A 23,880-nucleotide genomic window follows, 5' to 3' on the forward strand; every position below is an offset into this window, starting at 1 on the left:
ATAAAGCATGTCGATATTTATCCGTATTTGGTTCTTCTTCGGGTTAATTATCTTGCTCGGTTTATGGTTTATGTCCTATACCTTTAACCAGCAAGTAAAACCTAATGTACGACAGGTTGTTGAAGATACTCTTGCTGAAAATGCCAATATTATCGCCATGTTGGTGGCGGAAGATGTCTACGAAAATAAGGTTGGTACCCCCCAGTTTGATGAAAAAATCCAAAAAGCGCTCAATCGAAAAATCAATGCCAATATTTGGCAACACAATAAGAATGAAATCAATCAACAAATTTATATCACTGATCAAAAAGGCATAGTGATTTATGATTCACAAGGCATTGCAACAGGACAAGACTATTCAAAATGGAATGATGTCTATCTCACATTAAGAGGCAAATATGGTGTTCGTTCAACCCGAAGTTATGAAGAAGATAGTAATAGCAGCACCATGTTTATTGCCGCCCCCATCTACCATCAACTGGGTCAGCAACAAAAATTAATTGGAGTGGTCAGCATTGGGAAGCCTAATATATCCGTACAACCCTACATCCAACGTGCTGAAAATCAACTGATTCGCCAAGCTATATGGATCACTTTGTTGAGTTTATTTTTAGCCAGTCTTGTTGCCTATTGGCTTAAACACAGTATCGATCGCGTACGTAAATATGCTCAAGCACTGGCCCCTGTCAATCAGACACCACATTTTCGTTCCGCCAAAGAACTCAATCAAGTTGCTCAAGCCGTCGAAGATATGCGTGAAAAACTCGAAGACCGTGCTTATGTTGAACATTATGTCAACACGCTCACCCATGAACTTAAAAGCCCTTTAACCGCGATTCAAGCCAGTGCTGAGTTACTCAAAGAAGATTTGCCTTTAAGGGATCAACAAAACTTTGCCACGCATATCCATGAACAAAGTCAGCGTTTACAGAACCTGATTGACCGTATGTTGTTGCTGACGCGCTTAGAAAAATCAAGGCATCAAATTGAGATTCAAAATTTTAATTTATCCACTTTAATTCAGCAGACTTTAGATCAGCATGCCAGCCAAATGCAGACTAAAAGAATTCAGTGCCTGCTCGATATTGAAGCCGATTGTATGATCCATGCAGATCGTTTCTGGATTCAACAAACGCTCGCCAATATTTTAGACAATGCTTTGGATTTTTCTCAGGATTCAGCAAAAATTCTGATTCAACTGCATCGGCAATCCCCTCAACATATTGAGTTAAATATCTTTAACGAAGGCGTATGGATTCCTGATTATGCCCTTACACAAGTCTTCGATACATATTTTTCCCTTCCTCGTCCAATAAGCCAACAACGCAGCTCTGGTATTGGACTCAGTATTGTTCAGCAAGTCATTGAGCAACATCATGGTCAGATTAATATTCTAAATATTGAAGAAAATCAGATGCCAATTCTACAATCTCATCAACAAGGCGTATTGGTCAAGATTTTGCTTTAATTAAAACAGTTTGAATTGTTCACCTAAACTTCACATAAAACACAAAGTCAGCTCAAACAAAACACATTTCGGCTTTGCACACTGAGAGCAACAAAAATAACGGCTCAGGAACACCGTGATGCGATCCAATTTTCTTACCTTTAAAATTATTGCAATTGCTATTTTGATTGCACTGTTTTGGATAGGTTTACTATTCATTACTACACTTGTCTCAGAACGACAGGGATATCAGCAAGCTTTTCTTAGGGAAATTTCACAAAACAACATCAGCCCACAAACCATTATTTCACCGTATATTCGTATACCCTATAATGAAATTAAAACCTGTTTGGATGACAAAAAAGTCGCATATTCATGCACTGAAGAACATTGGGTATATATCAGCGCAGACAGTACCCAGTGGACATCTGATTTTCAGGTTTCCGACGATACTTATAAACGTACGATCTACAGAGCGATTAGCTATACTGCAAATTTAACTGCCAAAGGCGTCTTTCAAAAGCCGATACTGGAAGATAAAGACTATCAATGGAATCGAGCAGAAATCATGTTTCCTGTACATGACCCTCGAGGTTTAGATACTCAGCCAACATTAAAAATACTCAATAAAAATTACCTATTTGAAATGAGTCCCCAAGGCAGTGATGCTTCTGGTTTTGACTTTATGCGTGTTGCTATAAAAAATCATCCTGAATTGATCAATACCATTCAAAATGGTTTTGGTTTTGATTTAACCGCCAATCTTACTGGCCTTGGTAAATTTACATTGGTTCCAACCAGTCGAAGTGTCACATATCAAGCAAAAGGTAATTGGGCGGATACCAAGTATTCAGGACAAAATTTACCTTTTGCCAAAACCAGTAGTCATCAACAATTCAGCGCAGACTGGAAAAATATCGCGTTGGGACAGCAGAACATCAACAAACTGATTGAATGTGATAGCAGTGATTGCATTCGCCAGTTCAATCAGGGGTACTACACTCAAGAAAATACCTATGAGGCTGAACAAAATCCACGTATTGGCTTATCAACCGAATTCTTAGAATCTGTCAATGTTTACACTCAAACGGACCGTGCAATCAAATATGGAATTGTGATTATCATCATTACTTTCGGTTGTTTCTTTTTATTTGAAATCCTAAAAAGCTTGCGTATTCATCCAATCCAATATTCTTTGGTGGCGATGGCTCAAGGCATTTTCTTTGTTCTGCTTCTTTCCATCAGTGAATATTATGCCTTTGCATGGGCATATCTTGTTGCAGGTATTGCCTGTGTTGGGCTGATGACATGGTATTTATTCTATGTAATGAAAGGATTTAAGGCTGCTGCTCTATTTAGTGTGATTTTAAGTTCACTTTATGCCGTGATGTATATGTTATTACAGTCATCCGGCAAAACTTTCTTAATCGGTTCCGTTATTTCATTTGTATTACTTGCAGTCGTTATGTTCATTACACGTCATATTGACTGGTACCAAATCAACCATAAGCCAGAACGGATACTCAAATCCTACACCCCTCCTCAACCTTAATTGCTATGCAGTGAATGTTCCACCATTCACTGCTTTATCATATTTTTAAGTTCATTGAGATAGTCATGAATATTTTCATCAAACAAAAAGCGCCAGCACAACTGCAGCAACTTTGCCCTTTACAATCTTCATTTGCATATTGCTTAAATCAATTACGCATTGCAAAAATTCAGTTTTTGAATTTAGGTAGTCTGATCATTTGCCCTGAATACGATTGTTTGATTATTTTTAAACACAAAACTTTAATTCGCATCGATACTTTTACTCACGCATAACAAAGTTGGTTTGCAGATGCATCTTGATCACGTAAAATTTAAACCATAAACAAGATTTGAGAGTAATCATGACTGTACAACGTTTGCATGTAGAAAAGCGTTTTTCTGAAATTGCGATTTCAGGCAATTTAGTCCATTTGGCAGGTCAATTGGCAACGGATTTAAATTTGGATATCAAAGGGCAAACCCAGCAAACTCTAGATATGATTGATCGTTTTCTTGCAGATGCAGGAACAGACAAAAGCCACATCATGTCTGTGATGATCTTTTTAAAAGATATTGAAAATGATTATGCGGCAATGAATGAAGTTTGGGACGCCTGGTGTTCAGATATTGAAGCGCTTCCAAGAACTTGCGTTGAAGCTAAACTTTATCGACCCGATGTTTTGGTTGAAATGACAGTAGTTGCAGTAAAACCAGAATAATTGTAAAAATTAATTCAAACAGTTAAAAATGCATGTCTCAACATGCATTTTTCATCAGCCATATACACGATTAGAATAAAGATCAAACTTCCCCAACAGTTGTTCCTCTAATACATGAGATTGGCTCATTTCAGCGAATTCTGTTAAAAAATCTTCACGCAAATCCTGATATTCAGGAATACCCAAATAACGAATGACGCGATAGCCGGCAGATTGTAACAAGGCATCTTTATAAGTATTTTGGTTGTTACGTTTAATTGCATTGATATCTTCCAAAGCAATCACAGCCAAAACTTTACAGTCTTTATCCAGTACAACAAAATCTGCAAACATTTGCTGGTATTTACGACGCGTATGTAGATATTTAGTTGTGAGTAATGCATCAAAAGAGACATGTGCCAAAATATTGGCTTCAGGTAAAATTTCTTTTAATCGAGTAAAAGTAATCTGTTCATGTGAATTGAATACTGCTCGTCTACGCAGAGCACTGTCAACTTGCTGCTTATTTTTCAATCCTTTATAAGCAATTACGATCAAGACGGCAAATAGTATCAAACTCGCAACAATCAATATGTCCATGTTTCATCTTCCTAATTCTTTATTATAATTTGGTCAAACAAGACCAGTTGTTGTGTATCTTAAGATACTTTTTTACTATCAGCTCAACGTCACATATGAGATATAAATTTGATTATTTAAAAAAATAACAACTCATATCACGGTTTTTAAATATTTGTTGAACTATTATTTATTTTCCTCATTTATTCTTACAAATAAATGAATTGATTTATGGCTTTTATACCTTGTATCTATTACGAATACAACTAAATCCGATAAAACTTTAGTTTGATTGTAGGACAATTAAAAGAATGAATTGTGTACTTTTAGTACACATTTTTTTTCAACAGTTTAAGCATGGTTATCCACAGATTTGTATTTTAAATGGTCAAATCGAATTTATATAGAGCACTCTCTAATCTTTGCTTCTATTAAGCAACTTTTTCAGTAAATATTTCATGACCTGATAGTTGTTTTAATTTTGATTTTAAGTCATCAATGATAAATTCTTGAAATTCATTTGAGGTAGAACTCTGAAAAGCAATTTCAATTCGATTATAACCTTCAAAACAATGATAGACTTGGCCATTCAAGATACAAGCATAGGAAGGATATAGATCGTTATAACCTGTAGCTTCAGAAACATACATTTGTTTTTCTGGCCGATATAAATTTGGATATATTCCATAATCAGGCAGATACCCATAATTTTTGAAAATATGTTGCTTATATTCTTCAATAAATTCAAATGGATAAAAATTTTCGTTTTCCATTTTTAAAATTTCTCTAGAAATATCTAAAAATAATTGATTATTATCAGATGATGTAATTAACCAATGTTGGTATGTTTCATGTTTTTGTTTTAACCATGTCTTTGTTTTTAGATTGAAATACCAAACATATAAGTTTTTAATCGCTCTACCATTTTTGAGAATATTTCCACCTCTCATTTCAATTAAATCATAATTCCACATTTTTGCATGATGTTTATGCAAGCAGAGTGGAGATTCGCCCAAAGCGTCTACATGTTCAATATCTTTAGTTTCTAAGTTTAGCTGATAAATTTCAGTGATATTTTTTTTCTGTCGCTCTCCTGAACCAAGACCACCAGTGATGTATACCAAATTCGTGTTTTTATCATAGACTGTATCGTGATCATATACAGGTGGGAATTGCTCTTCCGGATAGTTCCAAAGTTCTATCTTTTTTAAACCATCAGCATTAATACAAACATCATTATAAATTTTAAAATTAGGATTGTAATAATCATTATAATCATACCACTTCCAATCAGGAGCAGCTGTATTTCCACCTATATCAATGCTATCTATATATTTATTAAAAATAGAAACATGGGAGCTGCCCAATCTATTGTGTGTCGCAACCCAAAATGGTTCCTTAAGATCAAATTCTTGATTCTGTAAATACTCTTGTAACTCATCTACCCATATTATTTTACTTTTTGTTAGCCAATGAAAAACTTCATGTGAATTCAATTCTTTCACTATAAGTTTTTTATGATTTACTGAATTTAAAGCATCTATATCTGTTTGACAAAATTTCCATTCAATAATCCTTTGTTGAATTTTTGCCTTATATGCTTTAAGTTGAATTACGTATTCATCACATGTAAATCTTTTATCTACTTTACTTTGAATCATTTTTAAGTGTAAAGGTATATACAACCTTGAAATCAATCTTCAATATATATTTTGTCTAAATTAAAATCAATAAAGAGGATACTCATGCATCCTCTCTTATGATTATCTAAAACAGAATCTAAACTCTATTTTTCGGCTTAGATTTTCCTTTGCTGTTTCCACCCAAAGGCTTTTTACGATCCCCTGTTTCCCGCGGTGGTAAGCCTGTATGCTGGGTCAAGACTTGTCCTTTTTGAGGACGCTTTGACTGAGTGGCATGACGTGACTGAGATCGTACAGTATTTTCACCCGTGCGTTTTTGTGAGTCACCTGCAAATGTCGAATTTTTCTTGCGTGCAGATTGATACTGACCTTCAGTACCTTGTGGTTGATAGGTCGGTATTAAATGCTGTTTAGAGTTACCAATCAAATCAGCACGTCCCATTTCTCGTAAGGCATCGCGTAATAAAGGCCAGTTATTTGGATCATGGTAACGTAAGAATGCTTTGTGTAAACGACGACGCTTTTCACCTTTAACAATATCGACATTTTCAGTATAACGCGCCACTTTCGCCAACGGATTCTTGTTGGTGTGGTACATCGTTGTCGCAGTTGCCATCGGTGATGGATAGAAAGTTTGAACCTGATCGGCACGGAAACCATTTTTCTTGAGCCAGATCGCCAGATTCATCATATCATAATCTGTAGTTCCTGGATGCGCAGCGATAAAGTAAGGTATCAGATACTGTTCTTTACCTGCTTCCTTACTAAAACGGTCAAACATCTGTTTAAAACGATCATAGGTCCCGATTCCAGGTTTCATCATCTTTGACAATGGACCTTTTTCGGTATGTTCAGGGGCAATTTTCAAATAGCCACCCACATGATGCTGAACCAGCTCTTTGACATACTCAGGGTTCAGTACCGCAAGATCATAACGTAAGCCAGAACCGATCAGAATTTTTTTAATACCTTTGATTGCACGGGCTTTACGGTATAACTGGGTGAGAGGTGCATGATCCGTATGCAAGTTTTGACAAACGCCTGGATAAACACATGAAGGTTTACGGCAATTTTTTTCAATTTCTGGGTCTTTACAGTGTAAACGGTACATATTTGCCGTTGGACCACCAAGATCAGAAATAATGCCTGTGAAGCCCGGTGCTGTATCACGAATCTTTTCTACTTCACGCAAAATGGATTCTTCTGAACGGTTTTGAATAATTCGTCCTTCATGCTCTGTAATCGAGCAGAACGTACACCCGCCAAAACAGCCACGCATGATATTCACTGAGAATTTAATCATGTCGAAGGCAGGGAAACGTGCATTACCGTAAGCAGGATGTGGTAGACGTGCATAAGGCAGATCAAACACATAGTCCATTTCTTCGGTAGTCAATGGAATTGGCGGAGCATTGAGCCACACATCACGCTCACCATGTTTCTGCACCAAGGCACGCGCATTTCCCGGATTGGTTTCCAAATGTAGAATGCGATTTGCATGTGCATACAACACTGGATCTTCAGCCACTTCTTCAAAAGCAGGTAAACGAATTACAGCCAACTCACGAGGTGGTAACTTATGTTTAATCGCCTTAGATGCAGGTTGTAAACGTACAATCTGGGTATTTTCATCCAGATGATCGCCTTCACGTACCACAGGATTGGCCACCAATTCTTTTTGGAAGTTTTGATATTGGCTTAAAGAATTTCCTTTATTTTGCTCAATTTCACAGCCATCCAAATCTTCAGTCATCACATACGGGTTGATGATCGGATCAACTCGACCGATTGAATCCACATCATTGGATGCAATTTCAACAAATTTGGCTTTTGAAGCACGATTGCTCTTATTAACGATAAATGCTGTACCGCGGACATCAGTAATTTCGTGAATTTTTTGACCTTTGGCAAGGCGATGCATCACTTCAACTATCGACCGCTCACCATTGCCATACATCAATAAATCCGCTTTCGAATCCATCAAAACTGAACGGCGAACTTTATCTGACCAATAATCGTAATGAGCAATACGACGTAAAGAAGCTTCAATGCCACCCAATAACACGGGTACGTCTGGAAATGCTTCACGGCAACGTTGGCAATAAACCGTTGCAGCACGATCTGGACGTTTATTCGGTACATTGTCTGGAGAATAAGCGTCATCTGAACGAATCTTGCGATCTGCAGTATAGCGGTTAATCATCGAGTCCATATTACCCGCTGTAACACCCCAAGCAATGTTTGGTTTACCTAAAACCTTAAAGGCTTCAGCAGATGTCCAGTCTGGTTGAGCGATTATGCCGACACGGAAGCCTTGCGCTTCAAGTGTTCGACCAATAATCCCTGAACAGAATGAAGGATGGTCAATATATGCATCCCCACACACCAAAATAAAGTCACAACTGTCCCAACCGAGTTGATCCATTTCTTCGCGAGACATAGGCAAAAACGGTGCTGGTTCAAAGCACGATGCCCAATATTTGTCATAATCAAACAACGCAACAGGCGCTGTCTGAGCAGTATAAGCGGTCGACATGGTGAGTTTTCTCGATTGGCAGTTGGCGATCGGGAGAGATCTAAGATGAAAGCCAATCATTTTACCATGAATTTTGCTCATGTTGCTTGATTAAAAAGTAAACATTTTATTTTTTTAGCTGCAACTTATCCATTTTCAGTTCATTCAAATGGCTAAACCAGACCAATAAGCTGTTTTTACATGAGGTGAGTGAATCAATCCATAAAACCTGGAGACGGATTAATTCGATTCAAGCTTTGTTGAATCTGACTCGGAATGCTTCTGCATTTGATTCAGTTTTAAAGCGACCACCATCCCCATCCCCAACACAACAGTTATGCTCAGGGTTAAACCCGACCAACCATATTTTTCCCAAACCAAGCCACTACCACTTCCCAAAAGGCTTGAACCCAGATAGTAGCAGAACAAATACAGTGAAGAACCAACTGCAAGATATTGTAAAGACTGTATAGACACCCAACTGCTGGAAGTAGAATGTGCCGCAAAAAAAGAAAAAGTGAAAATAAATAGTCCGATAAGCACTGTCCACAAAGATGGAATGAACATCACCCACAACCCGATCGCCATACTAAAAAACATGGCGATTAAGACCTTGGCACGTCCAAAACGACGACTCCAGCCAGCTGCACGTGGTGAGCTGTAAATGCCGGATAAATAGGCAATCGAAATTAAACCAATCCAAGTCTGAGACAGCTCAAAAGGTTTTTCTAAAAGATGGTAGCTCATGTAGTTAAATACAGTGACAAAGCATCCCATCAAAATAAAACCTTCGATAAATAACAATCTTAATTTTGCATCAGAGAGATTTTTCTTGAACGATTCGATAAATCGAGAAAATTGGATGGGATAAGATTTAAAGTGCTTGGAGGCAGGTAGTGCAATATAGAATGTTATTGCGATCAATAAGTTAAGCAGACCAATAATCATGGTGGCTGTTTGCCATGAAATATAATCCAATAAAACACCCGCAATTAAGCGCCCGCCCATACCACCAATCGCAGTACCTGAAATATACAGCCCCATCGCAAAGCCAACATCTTTTTGTGCGATTTCCTCACCTATATAGGTCATCGCAACAGAAGCAACACCACTCACGGCTAAACCAATCATCATTCTTGTTGCTAGAAAGATTTCCCAATAGGGTAGCAATGCGCTTATTAACAACAAGGTTGCGGTCGAAAATAAAGACATTGCCATGATCTGTTTACGACCATAGCGATCAGAGATTAGACCGGCAAATAAAAGCCCTAAAGCCAATGCAATGGTGGAGAATGAAAGTGGGAAACTGCTATGTGTAGGGGTAACGTGAAAGAATTTTGCTAAAAAAGGCATCATCGGTTGTACACAATACAATGATGAAAATACCGCAAATCCTGCAAGAAATAATGATAGTAAAATCGCTTGAAAAGGGCGAGTACCATACTCAATATAGGGTGTAGATTCAGCTGCATCAGACATAGTTATTCCTCATGTCTGTCCAGTATACGCTTATTTTAAAGGATTGATAAAAATGAAAAGTATCGTAAAGAATAGGCTACTGTGGCAGGTTCGATACAATCCAGATAAGCATATATTTTTAATTAAATAAGTTTTTAATAGGATGTATGGATTAAAAAGAGCATATTTTTAATACACTCTTCTTGTAATTTTTAGGAATTTTTCCAGGGTTCATAAATCATCAGAAAAACTTAAACTTTCTTCTCTTCGATATTCAGAGCATTGATTGCCAAAACAGCTTGAGTACGGTTTTGTACGCCCAACTTACGGAAAATTGCGGTTACATGGGCTTTAATGGTCGCTTCAGAAACATCCAACTCATACGCAATCTGTTTATTTAACAAACCTTCGGCAACCATCATTAAGACACGGAATTGCTGCGGTGTTAACGATTGGATACGTTCTGCTAAAGCTGTCTCATCTGCAGCACGAGGATCAAAATTCATATTCGCAGTCGGTAAATTTGGCGGCAACCAAATTTCGCCTTCTAATACCTGACGAATCGCCTCCCCAATGTGACTTGGATGTGCAGACTTCGGAATATAACCCATTGCACCGTGTGCAATCGCACGTTGAATAATCGAGGCTTCTTCGTGGGCTGAAACCACAATAATTGGAATCGCAGGATATTGTGCACGAACATGAACCAATGCAGAGAAACCCGATGCTCCAGGTAAATTTAAATCCAATAAGACTAAATCTGGTTCTGGACCATTTTCCAAACGCTCATAAAACTCATTAACAGCCGCAGTTTCACTGATTTGAGCCTGTGGCAAACTATAACGAACCGCCTGAATTAACGCATGGCGAAACAGTGGATGATCATCAACGATTAAAATATTCATAAGCGAAGTGAGAGATCTCTAGCACAGTTCTTTTATTCTAACCGCACTATTGCTATTTAAGATACGTTAATATTAACGAATTTTTGAATTATTTGTGTGCTTTAATTAGAATTCCCTACTATTTTTCGGTTATTTATCGAAATACAGATTTAAATATCACTTTTAAATATAAAATAAACACATAAAAAAGAATTGCTTATTCTCATAGGTAATATCATTTAACTTCATATGCTTAATCATCAAATCCAAGAAATATCTGCGGTTTTTTGTGTTTATCTCAAAAATTGATAACCAATCTGTTTTTCATTATTTTACCAACTTCACTGAAATATAGATTAATGAATGGCATTCCGAGATCCAATTTATTAGGTTGCCAACATGTCTATTTATACTCAACAAAAACCCTTGAATATTGTTGCTGTATCAGGGGGCTTAAATAACCCTTCCAAAACAGAAAGTTTAGTTCAAGCCATTTTAGATGAGCTCGGTCAAGCAACGCCGATCAATGTGCACTTTATTAAATTCAGTGAAATTGGTCATTTACTTGGTGGTGCAATTTATCGTAACCAGCTTCCACAACGTGTACAAGCTGATTTGGCAGCAGTCGAAGCAGCAGATGCCTTGATTGTCGGCACACCAGTCTATCGTGCGTCTTTCACAGGTTTATTCAAACATTTCTTTGACTTTGTTGAACAAACAGCATTGGTCGATGTGCCTGTATTACTGGCCGCTTCAGGTGGAAGCGATCGTCACGCTTTGGTATTGGAACATCAACTCCGTCCATTATTCAGCTTTTTCCAGGCACAAACATTGCCTATTGGTGTCTATGCAACCGATCGTGATTTCACGCCTGAATACACCATTAAGAGCGAACATATTCAAGATCGTATTACTTTGGCTGTAGCACGTGCATTGCCAATTTTGGAATGGGCACCTGCAAAAGGGCAACGCGCTGAGGTTGTCAAAGCAAAGACTGAACAGGCCACTCAAAACTTAGGGATTAACAAACAAATCGAGCAAGATGAGGTTCTGCCTTCAGCAGCAGTCCCAGACTTGGATGCAGCAGAATCTCGTCTGCATGCAAAGTCCAAATCACCACAATCACAGGTTGCTTAATTGCAACCTCGTATCCGCAGACAATAAAAATAGAGGGTCATGTTATGTCACAGTTTTCATCACACCATCATCCAGCCATTAAGTTTGCATATTGGGTTCCCAATGTCAGTGGTGGTTTAGTGGTCAGTAATATTGAACAGCGTACCGACTGGAGCTATGACTATAATGTCCGCTTGGCTCAAGCTGCTGAAAAAAATGGCTTTGAATATGCCCTCACCCAAATCCGTTTCACCGCTGGCTATGGCGCTGAAAATCAGCATGAGTCTGTGAGTTTTAGTCATGCTTTATTGGCTAAAACAGACCAATTAAAAGTCATTGCTGCGATCCTTCCTGGACCTTGGAAGCCTGTTTTGGCTGCCAAACAATTGGCAACAATCGACTATCTGACCAATGGTCGTATCGCTATTAATGTAGTGAGTGGTTGGTTTCGTGGTGAATTTGATGCGATCGGTGAACCTTGGCCTGAACATGATGAGCGCTATGTACGTTCTGAAGAATTTATTCGAACATTAAAAGGCATCTGGACCACGGACAACTATAGTTTTGATGGTAAATATTATCAGTTTAAAGATTACACTTTAAAACCGAAACCTTTGCAAAAACCTCATATTGAAGTATTTCAGGGAGGAAGTTCTCGTGCAGCACGTGATATGGCATCTCGTGTATCTGATTGGTATTTTACCAATGGCAATACTCCTGAAGAATTAAAGAAGCAAATTGATGACATTCGAGAAAAAGCCAAGCTCAATGGTCATTCAGTAAAAATTGGGGTCAATGCTTTCATTATTGCCCGTGATACAGAAGAAGAAGCCCAAGCAGTGTTGCAAGAAATTATTGATCAAGCCAATGTTGAAGCAGTCAATGCTTTTGGTGATGCCACCCGTGAAGCAGGCGCCGCCTCTAAAGAAGGTGAAGGCAACTGGGCAAAATCAACATTTGAAGACTTGGTCCAATACAATGACGGTTTTAAAACCAATTTGATCGGTACACCTCAACAAATTGCTGAACGTATCGTTGAGTTAAAAAGTATTGGTGTTGATTTGGTCCTATCCGGCTTCTTACATTTTATTGAAGAAGTCGAATATTTTGGTGAAAAAGTACTGCCTTTGGTGCGTCAGCTAGAAGAAGCACAAAAAGCACTCATTACTGCGAAATCAGCCTGATTATTTAGAGTCACCGTTTGTGCGGTAGAAAACAACAATAAACAACTAAAACAAAATTTGCAGCTTATCCCTCATGACTCGGCTTGAGGGATTTTTTTTACAGCGGTAAATATGATGATCATTCAGTGCCAACATTCAAATCAGCTATAAAACATCGTTGTTTACCTGTTGATTTGTTTTAATCATCTATTTTGATCTCAATATTTATATTCGCATACATATACTCAACAAGCTTGATCTTGGAAAATAGCTGATCAACATTAAAATAATCTCTTTTTTACCTATAGATTGGATGAAGTGGTTATGGCTCTTTTAAAGAAAACAAAAACGATCTTTTACGTCTTGATCAGTAGTATGGGATGGACGACTTATGCAAATGCCAATCAGCAGCCAACCACAGCTAAGGTTGAAAATGCAATAACTCAAGCATTTCAGCCATTAATGCAAAAATACGCGGTACCAGGTATGGCAATTGGAGTGCTGTACCAAGGCAAAAGTTATGAAAAATACTACGGCATGCAATCACTTGCCGATAAGAAATCAGTCAATAAAAATACCCTTTTTGAGTTAGGTTCGGTCAGCAAGCTCTTTACTGCAACAGCAGGAAGTTATGCCCAAAGTTTATCCAAACTATCCCTTCAAGATCATCCAGGAAAATATTTACCCGCTTTAAAAAATTCACAAATCAATAACGTCACTCTTTTACAGTTGGCGACCTACACGACTGGCAATCTGCCATTACAATTTCCTGATCAAATCAAAACGGATGCACAAACACTTAAATACTTTCAAGACTGGAAGATCAATCGACCCATCGGCCAATTTAGACAATATTCCAATCCCAGTATCGGGTTATTTGGCGAAGTTACTGCAAAAGCCATGAACATGCCATTTAGTACTTTATTAGAGCAGGTTATCTTTCCCCAACTTCAACTCCAACATAGCTATGTCAATGTCCCGAAATCACAACAGACCAACTATGCTTTTGGCTATGATCAAAACAATCACCCAATTCGAGTTAGTCCAGGACCTTTCGATGCTCAGGCCTATGGGGTTAAATCAAGCCTTCCTGATCTGCTACAGTTCTTAAATTTAAACTTAAATCCAGAACAAGCGAAAGCATCCGTTCGGCCTGCAATTCAGGGAACACATGTCGGCTACTTTAAAATGGGGGAAATGACCCAGGCACTTGGATGGGAAACTTTCAACGATCCGGCAAGCTTAGACACTTTATTAGAAAGCAACTCTGACCGTGTGGTGCTGCAATCAAATCCAGTTGAAAAAACATTGGTTCAATCAGGAGCCAGGGTGTTCCATAAAACAGGTTCTACAAATGGTTTTGGAACCTATTTAGTTTATATTCCATCGGAAAAATTTGGCTTGGTTATGCTGATGAATAAAAGAATTGCAAATGCCGAACGTATTCGAGCCGCCTATGATGTGCTCAATACATTGAAACAGATATCCAATCCCTAATTGCTCCTGTTTATCGAACTGAGGTACGTCATGTGCCTCTCACTGATTCAGCGCTTGCGCGCTATCTACGCTTTTCACCTAGCGGAGTTTGGGCGCATGGGAAAATGAAATGACTGCGCCGGCTCAAGAGTAGAAACTAGGAGCTGGTACTTTTCCAGTCAGCACCCACTCTCCAACCTCCTGATATTTATAGTCAATGGGATCATGTAAAGTTTGTGTACGTACATTCCGCCAAAAACGGTCTAAATTTAATTGTGCTGTAGTTGCACGTGCACCCAAAACTTGGAAAATATTTTGAGTCACCAATAAAGAAGTATGGGTTGCAGCAATTTTTGCAGTAGCAATTGCGATGGACACCTGACCACGTTGTTCTGCTGTTAAATTTTCACCGATATTCCAGGCCGCTTGCAAAGCATCAACGGCTTGAGCAGTGAGTAGGCGTACACTTTGAATTTGGACATAAAACTCGGCAAAATGCTTTTGGATATACGGGTCATGTGTCGCTTGTTCCACCAAAGATTTTGACCATGCTTTTTGTTTCTGTATGGTCTGCTGGGCAATTTCAAATGCACCTTCTGCCACGCCCAAGAAAAGATGTACAAAAATCAATTGTGCTATCAGTGGACGTAAGCTGGAATACGGCGTACTCAATGGTCCAGGATTTAAGAGCAACTCATTTTTATAGACTTTAACTTGCTCAAAATGACTGGTTCCACTGTCAGTTTGGCGTTGCCCCATGTTATTCCAATCACCTAAAAAGCTTACCCCTTCTCGTTGAGTTGGAATCACAGCAATGAGCAACTTATCTGCCTCATTAAAACCAGAACACAGTAAAATGTCTGAATCTATAGAACCTGAACAAAAACTTTTATCGCCATGAAAAATAAATTCATTTTCAGACACTTGTTGAACAATGGTTCGTTTATCCAAAGGATTGAGCGTGTTACCCCAAAATAAATGATGTTGTGCAGTCCGCTCGAACCACTGCTGATATTGTTCAGGTTGAGCAAAGAGCTGAACCGTAGCAATCAATAAATGATGAAAAGCATAGACATGTGCTAAGGAACTATCTACTTGTGCAATGGTTTGAACGGTCTGAAAAATCGTCTTCCAATCTGCGCCTTGTCCACCATATTGCTGTGGGATCGACAAGTTCAACAACCCACTTTTCCGGATCAAATCACGCTCGAACTTCGGATTGCCGCCTGCTTTATCTCGCTCAGCTGCAGTGCGTGCAAATTGTCTTGCCAGTTCTTGTGCAATATCCAAAGCTGAAGAATTTAAAGCAGGTTGTGGTGTATTCATCGTTTTAACTCTTGTATCTGATCCATTGAGCTTAGCAGATCAAACAAGATGCCCTTATCACAATGCTTGCGTTACTTATTCTGTTCATTGCAAATAATATTTAAAAACGCCAGCTTTTCAGCCGGCGCTAGTCAACTTTCATCAAACCCAATCATCAGTATTGAGATTATTGGGTGTTTGCCTTCACTTCAGTAATCAATTGATCCACTACGCTTGGATCAGCCAAAGTCGAGGTATCCCCTAAACTATCCAACTCATTGGCAGCAATTTTTCTGAGGATCCGACGCATAATTTTACCTGAACGAGTTTTTGGTAAAGCAGGTGCCCAATAAATGGCATCTGGTGTTGCGACGGGTCCCAATACTTTACGAACCCAATTCACCAATTCTTTGCGCAACGCTTCAGTTTCAGCCTCGCCTGCCTGTAGGGTTACATAGGCCGCAATGCCCTGACCTTTAATTTCATGAGGCATACCCACAACAGCAGATTCAGCGACTTTTTCATGTGCCACCAATGCACTTTCAATTTCAGCCGTACCTAAACGGTGCCCTGAAACATTTAATACGTCATCCACACGCCCCGTAATCCAGTAATAACCATCTTTATCTCGGCGTGCACCATCACCCGTGAAATAACTGCCAGGATAGGTCGAAAAATAAGCTTCAATAAAACGCTCAGGGTCTCCCCATATGGTACGCATTTGCCCCGGCCAAGAATCTTTGATAATCAAGTTCCCTTCAGCTTCGCCTTGCAGCTCCTGACCTTCCGCATCAACCAGAGCAGGCTGTATGCCAAATAAAGGACGTGTCGCAGAACCAGGTTTCAACGCAGTGGCACCAGGCAATGGTGAAATTAAAATCCCTCCTGTTTCGGTTTGCCACCATGTATCGACAATCGGACAACGGCTTTCTCCCACCACCGTATAGTACCAATTCCATGCTTCTGGATTGATCGGTTCGCCTACTGAACCCAATAAACGTAAACTACTGCGGTCGCTCTCGCGAACAAATGCATCGCCCTCACGCATCATGGCGCGGATTGCTGTCGGTGCTGTATAGAGAATCGTAATATTATGCTTATCGACAATATGTCCAGTACGTGCCCACGTTGGGTATTGCGGAATCCCTTCAGACATCACCGTGGTGGTGCCGTTAGAGAGTGGTCCATAAAGCACATAAGAATGTCCTGTAATCCATCCCACATCAGCAGTACACCAAAATACATCATCCTGTTTGATGTCAAATACTTCTCTAAAAGTTGAATTGACATACGTGAGGTAGCCACCTGTAGTATGTAAAACACCTTTGGGCTTTCCTGTTGAACCTGAGGTATATAGGATAAATAAAGGATCTTCGGCATTCATGGCTTCTGGCGGGCAGATATCTGTCACCGTCATAATTTCCATGTGATACCACAAATCACGTCCCTCTTTCATCTGAATCGGGTGACCTGTGCGATGAACGACAATCATTTTTTCAACAGAACTGGTTCCTGCAAACGTTAATGCAGCATCCACATTTTCTTTCAATGGAATCGTTTTCCCGCCACGCATCCCCTGATCAGCAGTAATGACGAGTTTGGCCTGACTGTCATCAATCCGACTGGCTAAAGAATCAGGAGAGAATCCTCCAAAAACGACACAGTGCACTGCCCCTATACGCGCGCATGCCAACATCGCGATTGCAGCTTCAGGAATCATCGGCATATACAAAATGACTCGATCGCCTTTGGTTATTCCATTTTTTTTCAATACATTGGCAAAACGACAGACTTCATCATGCAGCTCTTCAAAAGAAATAATTTTATGTCGTGATGGATGATCACCTTCCCAGATGATTGCAGGTTTAAGTGGATGTTCTTTGAGGTGACGATCTAAACAGTTTGCACTGACATTCAATTCACCATCCGCAAACCATTCAATCTTAAAATGATCTTTGTCAAAACTGGTATTTTTAACTTGGGTAAATGGTTTTATCCAATCCAGTTTTTTTGCTGCTTCTGCCCAAAACTCGTCTGGATGCTCTATTGACTGTTGATAACGGTCAAAATACTCTTGTTCATTGGTTCTTGCTGTTTTTACAAATTGTTCTGGAACTGGATATATTTCGTTCATATTCTGCTTCCTTGATCTGCCACCTCATCACGAGATGTATGCCTACGTTATTGATTTTATTTGCTGCATGTGTTCAGTATTACGATAGCGCATTTTGATTAACAATTGTGCTTTGGTCGTAGACACGGGGGTCACTTTAACCATCGGAAAATGTTAAGTCATTTGCCAAAACATTCGAATTTTCAATATCTATGTCGTTTTTTTGATCTTATAATTTGTGGTGATAAGTGCATATGGATTTTTTCAGAAAAAAACATTTCCTTACTGAACTTCTTCAACTGGACACAATCACCATGCAAACCCAAGAATCCTCTCCATTTTTCTCAAAACAGGTCATATCACCAACTGATCATCCACTAACGATGCACGGTCGTTTCACTCGTTTAAGTTATATTGCTTGGTTCGGGATCTTACAGCTGTTCTTTAGTTTTGCACTGTTAAGTTTAAGTGTAATGCTGGGAATCCTGAATTTAAATTCAATGCATTTTAGCCAACATGCAATCCACTCACTTTCCGGATTAGGTCAAACCAGTTATATCTTGTTAAGTTTTATATATTTATATTTCATCTTCGTGGTGATGACTCGCCGGCTCCATGATCGAAATAAATCAGGTTGGTGGATGGTGTTATTTTTGATTCCAATCGTGCAGTTTTTTATGGCATTTTATTTGCTCTTTGCTCGTGGTTGCAGCAAAGCCAATCGTTTCGGGCACCCACGCCCATCTACATTTATTGAAAAATTACTCGCTTGGCTAATCGTGATTACTTTTGTGATTGGTTTATTTGCATCTACCAGTATCGTGTCTTTTATGCTGGGAACAGGAGAGATTGACAATCCCACGGTGATTATTCAAAAGGGAACTGAATATTTTTAAAGCGCCTTGATTTTGCAACGAACCTTGTGAATGCTGATAAAATTCTCATAAATATTATTTTATTTTTAGGTTGTACGAAAAACTGTAATCAACGCTTAACTTCTTGAAAATTTCAGGCAAAATATGCCAATTATTTTATTGGACATCATTGTGGCTGAAGAAGCAAATGCATTGAGTACCGTTGCGCAAGACACGACTCAATTGATTAGTTCTGCAGGCGAAAAAACTGCACAAACAGTAATTCAACATACCGAAAAGTATAAAGATGCCTACTCAACCATCGACAAATTCGTCGATGGTTTTTGGGAACGTATGCCTTATTTATGTATTGCACTGATTGTCATTACCATTTTCTGGTTACTGTCTAAGCTGTTTAAATTTTTTGTCCGTAGAACACTCGAAAATCGCACCTATACACGCCAAAATTTAGTTTTAGTATTGAACCGTGTAGGCAGTACGGCGATTATCTTTTTTGGTTTTTTAATTGCCATGGTCATTGCAATTCCTGGTTTCACCCCAGGTCAATTGATGAGTGCATTGGGAATTGGTTCGGTTGCGATTGGTTTTGCCTTTAAAGATATTTTCCAGAATCTACTGTCAGGGATTTTAATTCTGTTAGGTGAACCATTCAAAATTGGTGATGACATCATCGTGAATAACATGGAAGGGACGGTTGAAGATATTCAGATTCGTGCCACCTTCCTACGTTCACCCGATGGTCGCCGTATTGTGATCCCGAATGCTACAGTTTATACCAGCGCAGTTACCGTCAATACTGCTTATCAGCGTCGTCGCTGTGAATTTGTGGTCGGTATTGGCTATGAAGATGATGTACAGAAAGCCAAGGATATTATTCTCAAATTACTGGATAAAGATCAACGTATCCTGAGCCAACCGGGCTTTACTGTTAACGTATCGGCTTTAGCAGATTTCTCAGTTAATTTAACAGTCCGTTGGTGGGTAGATACCACTCAAGTTGTTACCGCTGCATCAATTAGCCAAATCCAAGAAAATGTATTAGAAGCCTTTGCAGAAAACAATATTTCTATCCCTTATCCCGTTCAGGAAGTAAAAGTATATCGTGGTGATCCATCTAGCGATGATCTCGAATCAGCACGTGCTAAATAAGCGTCCCAATACATAAGGAATCGCAGTTTCAGTACGCAGAATACGGTTGCCTAAACTAACAGCTTGGCAGCCGTTTTTGATGAGCAAATCAATTTCATAAGGAATAAAACCACCTTCTGGACCAATAATCACGGTACACGCATGCTCAATCGCAAAAGGCATCTTCTGTTCAGTATAGGGATGTGCCACATAAGCTGGGCAGTGTTCATCAATCAACTGTGGTAAAACATCTTCTACAAAGGGTTTAAAGCGTTTATGTAGTTCTATTTTTGGTGCAATCGTATCTCCTGCTTGCTCCAATCCCAACGTCATATAGTGTTCAAGCTGCTGTAAAAAAGGCGTTTGCCAGTAACTTTTATCGACGCGATAACTATGTATAAGCCTAATATGCTGCACCCCCATGGTCACTGCGTCCATAATTATACGTCGCAATACTTTCGGACGGGGGAGAGCAACAATTAAAGTCACGGGTAATTTGGCAGGAACAGCTTCTTTTTGAATCGGTCTCAATAAAACCTCTCGTTCAGAAACTGCAATAATCTCAGTTAAATAACGATCGCCATCTCGAATTCCCACTTTCAATGTATCACCAACTTTGACAGCAAGATGACTGTTCAAATGTGCAATTTGTCGATCTGAACTGATTTTCCAAATATCGGACTGTGTTTGACGGGAGTCGAGAAGAACAATGTTCATAATAAAGTCTGGTTCATTTTGGCTTGATATATTACATCTTGGACAACAACGGATTTCACAATAACAGCGAATTATAGATACCGATCAATTACTGCAAGATGCTTCTGTAAAGAGCCCTTATTACGATTCAGTACTTCAACTGCATGCAGACTCAATTGCCGGGCAAAATTCTGATCTTCCAAGCAACGGACCAAGAGTTCAACAACTTCATCGACCGTTTGTCCAACTTTTACAGCATCTGCCTGTAAAAACTCATCCACAATCGCCTGAAAATTAAAATAACGCGGTCCAATCACAGTGGGAACATCTAAAACCATGGGTTCCAAAATATTATGACCTCCACCTGGCTCACTTAATGATCCACCAACAAAACACGCTTGGCTCAAGGCATACCACAGCCACATTTCACCCATGCTATCTGCCAAATAAACTTGCGTATCCGTTTGGATTTTCTGTTCTAAACTACGGCGATGGGTGATTAGATTTAAGCTTTGTGCTGTCGAAAAAACATCATCAAAGCGTTCGGGATGGCGTGGTACAATAATCAATAACCAGTTTCGGTAACGTTCTAAATACGGCTTAAATGCCATCAGCAGTTTTTCTTCTTCAGGTGCATGCGTACTGGCGACGGTTATAATTTTTCGATCACTCAATTGCCAATCATGTTTAAGCTGTTCAGCGTGATGAATAAATTGCACGGGTGCAGAAATATCAAATTTAATACTGCCGACCACTTCTGTTTTGACTTGCTGAATGCCCAAATCAACAAAACGCTGCTGTGTTGCCCGGTCCTGTGCCAATAGATAATCCAGTTTTTTCAGCATTGGCAAAGTCAGACCCGGTGCTTTGGCATAACCTTTGGCTGACTTTTCTGAAAGTCTGGCATTGACCAAAATACACGGCACTTTAAATTGCTGGCTTTGATCGATCAAGTTTGGCCAAAGCTCTGTTTCTACTAAAATCAGCAGCTTTGGTTGATATTTTTGATAAAAATCAACGATCAGATGCTTCTGATCTGCAGGCAAATAAACCGCTTGAAAAAGTGGCTCATACGCTGCTTTTAAAAATAATGACTTTGAGCGCGCTTGTCCTGTTTTTGTTGTATTGGTCACTAAAACCGTACGACCTGCTTGTAAATAATGCTCAATTAAAGGTTGTGCCGCATTGGTTTCTCCCACTGAAACACAGTGGAACCAAATCGCATGTTGATTTTTGACTGCCTGAAATGGACCAAAACGTTCAAGACTTTCTTGTTGGTATTCTGCCATGTTTTGCGCACGCTTTTTGATCCGCCACCGATACAAAGGTTTGACGATTGCGAGTGCTGCGTTATACCAGAAAGGAGTAGCCAAACAGAATGCCTCTATATAGATCAATGGGCAAATATAACAGAGCATTATTCAGTTGTTAATGAATAATATTTAACGATTTGTTGTTAAGGCACTGGAAAACTCAAAGATCAAGCCAAAGTGATGAATCTATCATCATAAAAGCGCGTTTTACTCAGCTGATCAGAAGTAAAATCTATTCAAAGTTTAAGGGTTGAAGCATAGAGATTTATACTTCAACCCAATCTGATCTTTAGCGCTTGCGATATATTCGATATGCACGAGATCCTATGCTGCAAAGCTTTGCATATTTCAACTACGTCAACTTATTTCAATATGATCAAGCAAAAAATAATTGATATCTCAAGACAACAATGTAATTAAACTAAGCTTGGATAATCAATATAGCCTTCTGCTGTTTGCGAACCGATCATGTTTTCAAATACCAATTCATTTAACGGTGCATCTTGAACAAGACGCTCAAACAAATCTGGATTGGCAATATACGCCTTACCGAACGATACCGCATCTGCCTGACCCGTTGCCAATAAGTGAATCGCATCTTCACGGCTTAGACGCATATTGGCAATATATGGTACACCGCCTGAACGCTGCTTCATATGTTGACTGATACTGTCTTCAGCCAAATACTCACGAGTAAAGAAAAACGCAATTTTACGTTTGCCAAGTTGCTCAAGTGCATAACCAAAAGTTTCACGTGGATCAGCATCGCCCATATCATGCTCATCGCCACGTGGTGCGAGATGTACACCAACACGACCTGCACCCCATACTTCGATTAAAGCATCTACCACTTCAAGTAAAAAACGGGCTCGATTTTCCACAGAACCACCATATTCATCCTCACGGTGATTGGTTGAACTCTGTAAGAATTGATCGATCAGATAACCATTGGCTGCATGTAATTCCACACCATCAAAACCTGCTTGTTTGGCTTTGATTGCAGCTTGTTTATATTGTTGCGTAATGCTGTGAATTTCAGAAATTTCCAAGGCACGTGGAATCACATAGTCACGTTTAGGACGCAGTAGACTGACCTGACCGGCTTGCTGAATCGAACTTGCAGATACAGGAGTTTCGCCATTGAGTAAATCTGGATGCGAAACACGACCCACATGCCACAGCTGTGCAACAATTAATCCGCCTCGATCGTGTACCGCTTGAGTCACAGGTTTCCACCCGTCTACCTGCGCTTCAGTAAATAATCCAGGCGTGTTGAGATAGCCATTGGCTTCTTCTGAAATGACGGTAGCTTCAGAAATGATCAACCCTGCACTGGCACGTTGTGCATAGTATTCGACCATCATTGGAGTAGGTACACGGTCAGCGGTGGCACGGCTACGTGTTAATGGTGCCATCACCACACGATTTTTGAGATGTATATCGCCAAGTACCAGGGGAGAATTGAGTTCAGCCATATTTGCCTCATCACTCGCTGTCCCAAATTTGGGACCTTAAAGCGAGTTTTGTAGATAATCGATATATTGCTGAATTAAAGCTTCATTGCGTGAAAAGTATGACCACTGACCATATTTTTCTGCCTGAATTAATCCTGACTGCTGTAAAACAGACAAATGATTTGACATGGTTGATTGAGAGACATTACCGAGTCTTTCGATATTCCCTGCACACACACCACGCCCAAAGCCACCGCACTGCTCTTCAGACAAATATTGTTGTGGATTTTTAAGCCACTCCAAAATCTGACGTCGAGTTGGATTCGCCAATGCTTTAGAAATTAAATCAATATCCATCTTAGACACATTCAATTCAGAGCAAAGCTCCATTCAGCATCTTTCACATAATATATCGCATTTTTTCGATTTTAATATCGATTTTTTTAGATATATTGCAAAAACACAGATAAAGCTTTGCTTTTGT

Annotated in this window: 20 protein-coding genes; 9 read left to right on the top strand and 11 right to left on the bottom strand. The window is 39.4% G+C overall.

Translation table 11 applies throughout. From position 1 onward, the window contains the following. The first annotated feature begins 7 nt into the window (after window positions 1-7). From creC to OSH00_RS18540, 4 genes are all read left to right on the top strand, one after another. The gene (gene creC / locus OSH00_RS18525; RefSeq protein ID WP_266131647.1) at window positions 8-1,468 is read left to right on the top strand and encodes a two-component system sensor histidine kinase CreC; all 1,461 of its coding nucleotides are present in this window, start codon (window positions 8-10) and stop codon (window positions 1,466-1,468) included. A 118-nt stretch (window positions 1,469-1,586) separates the two neighbouring features. After that, window positions 1,587-2,999, top strand: a complete 1,413-nt coding sequence (creD, locus tag OSH00_RS18530) for a cell envelope integrity protein CreD (RefSeq protein ID WP_266131648.1) — start codon at window positions 1,587-1,589, stop codon at window positions 2,997-2,999. A gap of 65 nt (window positions 3,000-3,064) precedes the next feature. Then, window positions 3,065-3,274, top strand: a complete 210-nt coding sequence (locus tag OSH00_RS18535) for a hypothetical protein (RefSeq protein WP_266131649.1) — start codon at window positions 3,065-3,067, stop codon at window positions 3,272-3,274. Between the two features lie 68 nt (window positions 3,275-3,342). Continuing rightward, entirely contained in the window at window positions 3,343-3,699 is a 357-nt protein-coding gene (locus OSH00_RS18540; protein WP_266131650.1) for a RidA family protein, read from the top strand. Between the two features lie 54 nt (window positions 3,700-3,753). Here OSH00_RS18540 and OSH00_RS18545 read toward each other — a convergent pair whose 3' ends face one another. The 5 genes from OSH00_RS18545 to OSH00_RS18565 all read right to left on the bottom strand — a co-directional run bounded on the left by OSH00_RS18545 (window position 3,754) and on the right by OSH00_RS18565 (window position 10,778). Then, a complete protein-coding gene (locus OSH00_RS18545) occupies window positions 3,754-4,278 on the bottom strand; it encodes a DUF2726 domain-containing protein (protein ID WP_266131651.1) in 525 nt (174 codons plus the stop codon). A 410-nt stretch (window positions 4,279-4,688) separates the two neighbouring features. Next, on the bottom strand, window positions 4,689-5,918 hold the full coding sequence (locus tag OSH00_RS18550) for a hypothetical protein (protein ID WP_266131652.1): 1,230 nt from the start codon (window positions 5,916-5,918) through the stop codon (window positions 4,689-4,691). 118 nt (window positions 5,919-6,036) lie between these two features. After that, window positions 6,037-8,436, bottom strand: coding sequence for a YgiQ family radical SAM protein (locus OSH00_RS18555; RefSeq protein ID WP_266131667.1), 2,400 nt, complete (start codon window positions 8,434-8,436; stop codon window positions 6,037-6,039). A 219-nt stretch (window positions 8,437-8,655) separates the two neighbouring features. Beyond that, the gene (locus OSH00_RS18560; RefSeq protein ID WP_266131653.1) at window positions 8,656-9,894 is read right to left on the bottom strand and encodes an MFS transporter; all 1,239 of its coding nucleotides are present in this window, start codon (window positions 9,892-9,894) and stop codon (window positions 8,656-8,658) included. A gap of 230 nt (window positions 9,895-10,124) precedes the next feature. Further along, window positions 10,125-10,778, bottom strand: a complete 654-nt coding sequence (locus OSH00_RS18565) for a response regulator (RefSeq protein WP_004832028.1) — start codon at window positions 10,776-10,778, stop codon at window positions 10,125-10,127. A 378-nt stretch (window positions 10,779-11,156) separates the two neighbouring features. On the opposite strand from OSH00_RS18565, the gene msuE reads away from it, so the two are divergent. From msuE to ampC, 3 genes are all read left to right on the top strand, one after another. Then, the gene (gene msuE / locus OSH00_RS18570; protein ID WP_266131654.1) at window positions 11,157-11,894 is read left to right on the top strand and encodes an FMN reductase; all 738 of its coding nucleotides are present in this window, start codon (window positions 11,157-11,159) and stop codon (window positions 11,892-11,894) included. Between the two features lie 44 nt (window positions 11,895-11,938). Further along, window positions 11,939-13,057, top strand: coding sequence for a dimethylsulfone monooxygenase SfnG (gene sfnG, locus OSH00_RS18575; protein ID WP_266131655.1), 1,119 nt, complete (start codon window positions 11,939-11,941; stop codon window positions 13,055-13,057). A 303-nt stretch (window positions 13,058-13,360) separates the two neighbouring features. Beyond that, entirely contained in the window at window positions 13,361-14,533 is a 1,173-nt protein-coding gene (ampC, locus tag OSH00_RS18580) for a class C beta-lactamase (RefSeq protein ID WP_420909550.1), read from the top strand. Window positions 14,534-14,656: 123 nt separating this feature from the next. Here the strand turns inward: ampC and OSH00_RS18585 are convergent, their stop codons facing one another. Together OSH00_RS18585 and acs are read right to left on the bottom strand one after the other, a co-directional pair. Then, window positions 14,657-15,838: an acyl-CoA dehydrogenase family protein gene (locus OSH00_RS18585; protein ID WP_266131656.1), complete on the bottom strand. Its 1,182-nt coding sequence runs from the start codon at window positions 15,836-15,838 to the stop codon at window positions 14,657-14,659. 166 nt (window positions 15,839-16,004) lie between these two features. Beyond that, a complete protein-coding gene (gene acs, locus OSH00_RS18590; protein ID WP_266131657.1) occupies window positions 16,005-17,951 on the bottom strand; it encodes an acetate--CoA ligase in 1,947 nt (648 codons plus the stop codon). A gap of 293 nt (window positions 17,952-18,244) precedes the next feature. Between acs and OSH00_RS18595 the strand changes: the two genes are divergently transcribed. Both OSH00_RS18595 and OSH00_RS18600 read left to right on the top strand, forming a co-directional pair. After that, window positions 18,245-18,826 carry a DUF805 domain-containing protein gene (locus tag OSH00_RS18595; RefSeq protein ID WP_266131658.1) on the top strand — a complete coding sequence of 194 codons (582 nt, stop codon included), beginning with the start codon at window positions 18,245-18,247 and terminating at the stop codon, window positions 18,824-18,826. A gap of 123 nt (window positions 18,827-18,949) precedes the next feature. Next, the gene (locus OSH00_RS18600; protein ID WP_227552271.1) at window positions 18,950-19,954 is read left to right on the top strand and encodes a mechanosensitive ion channel family protein; all 1,005 of its coding nucleotides are present in this window, start codon (window positions 18,950-18,952) and stop codon (window positions 19,952-19,954) included. On the opposite strand, the gene OSH00_RS18605 is transcribed toward OSH00_RS18600, so the two are convergent. The 4 genes from OSH00_RS18605 to OSH00_RS18620 all read right to left on the bottom strand — a co-directional run bounded on the left by OSH00_RS18605 (window position 19,937) and on the right by OSH00_RS18620 (window position 23,753). Next, the gene (locus tag OSH00_RS18605) at window positions 19,937-20,650 is read right to left on the bottom strand and encodes a 16S rRNA (uracil(1498)-N(3))-methyltransferase (RefSeq protein ID WP_266131659.1); all 714 of its coding nucleotides are present in this window, start codon (window positions 20,648-20,650) and stop codon (window positions 19,937-19,939) included. The genes OSH00_RS18600 and OSH00_RS18605 overlap by 18 nt on opposite strands. 71 nt (window positions 20,651-20,721) lie before the next feature. Next, the gene (locus OSH00_RS18610; RefSeq protein WP_266131660.1) at window positions 20,722-22,002 is read right to left on the bottom strand and encodes a 3-deoxy-D-manno-octulosonic acid transferase; all 1,281 of its coding nucleotides are present in this window, start codon (window positions 22,000-22,002) and stop codon (window positions 20,722-20,724) included. A 356-nt stretch (window positions 22,003-22,358) separates the two neighbouring features. After that, the gene (locus OSH00_RS18615; protein WP_266131661.1) at window positions 22,359-23,417 is read right to left on the bottom strand and encodes an alkene reductase; all 1,059 of its coding nucleotides are present in this window, start codon (window positions 23,415-23,417) and stop codon (window positions 22,359-22,361) included. 36 nt (window positions 23,418-23,453) lie between these two features. Continuing rightward, the gene (locus tag OSH00_RS18620; protein ID WP_009585144.1) at window positions 23,454-23,753 is read right to left on the bottom strand and encodes an ArsR/SmtB family transcription factor; all 300 of its coding nucleotides are present in this window, start codon (window positions 23,751-23,753) and stop codon (window positions 23,454-23,456) included. Window positions 23,754-23,880 lie beyond the last annotated feature (127 nt).

Source organism: Acinetobacter nematophilus, from assembly GCF_026344175.1.
Lineage (GTDB): Bacteria > Pseudomonadota > Gammaproteobacteria > Pseudomonadales > Moraxellaceae > Acinetobacter > Acinetobacter nematophilus.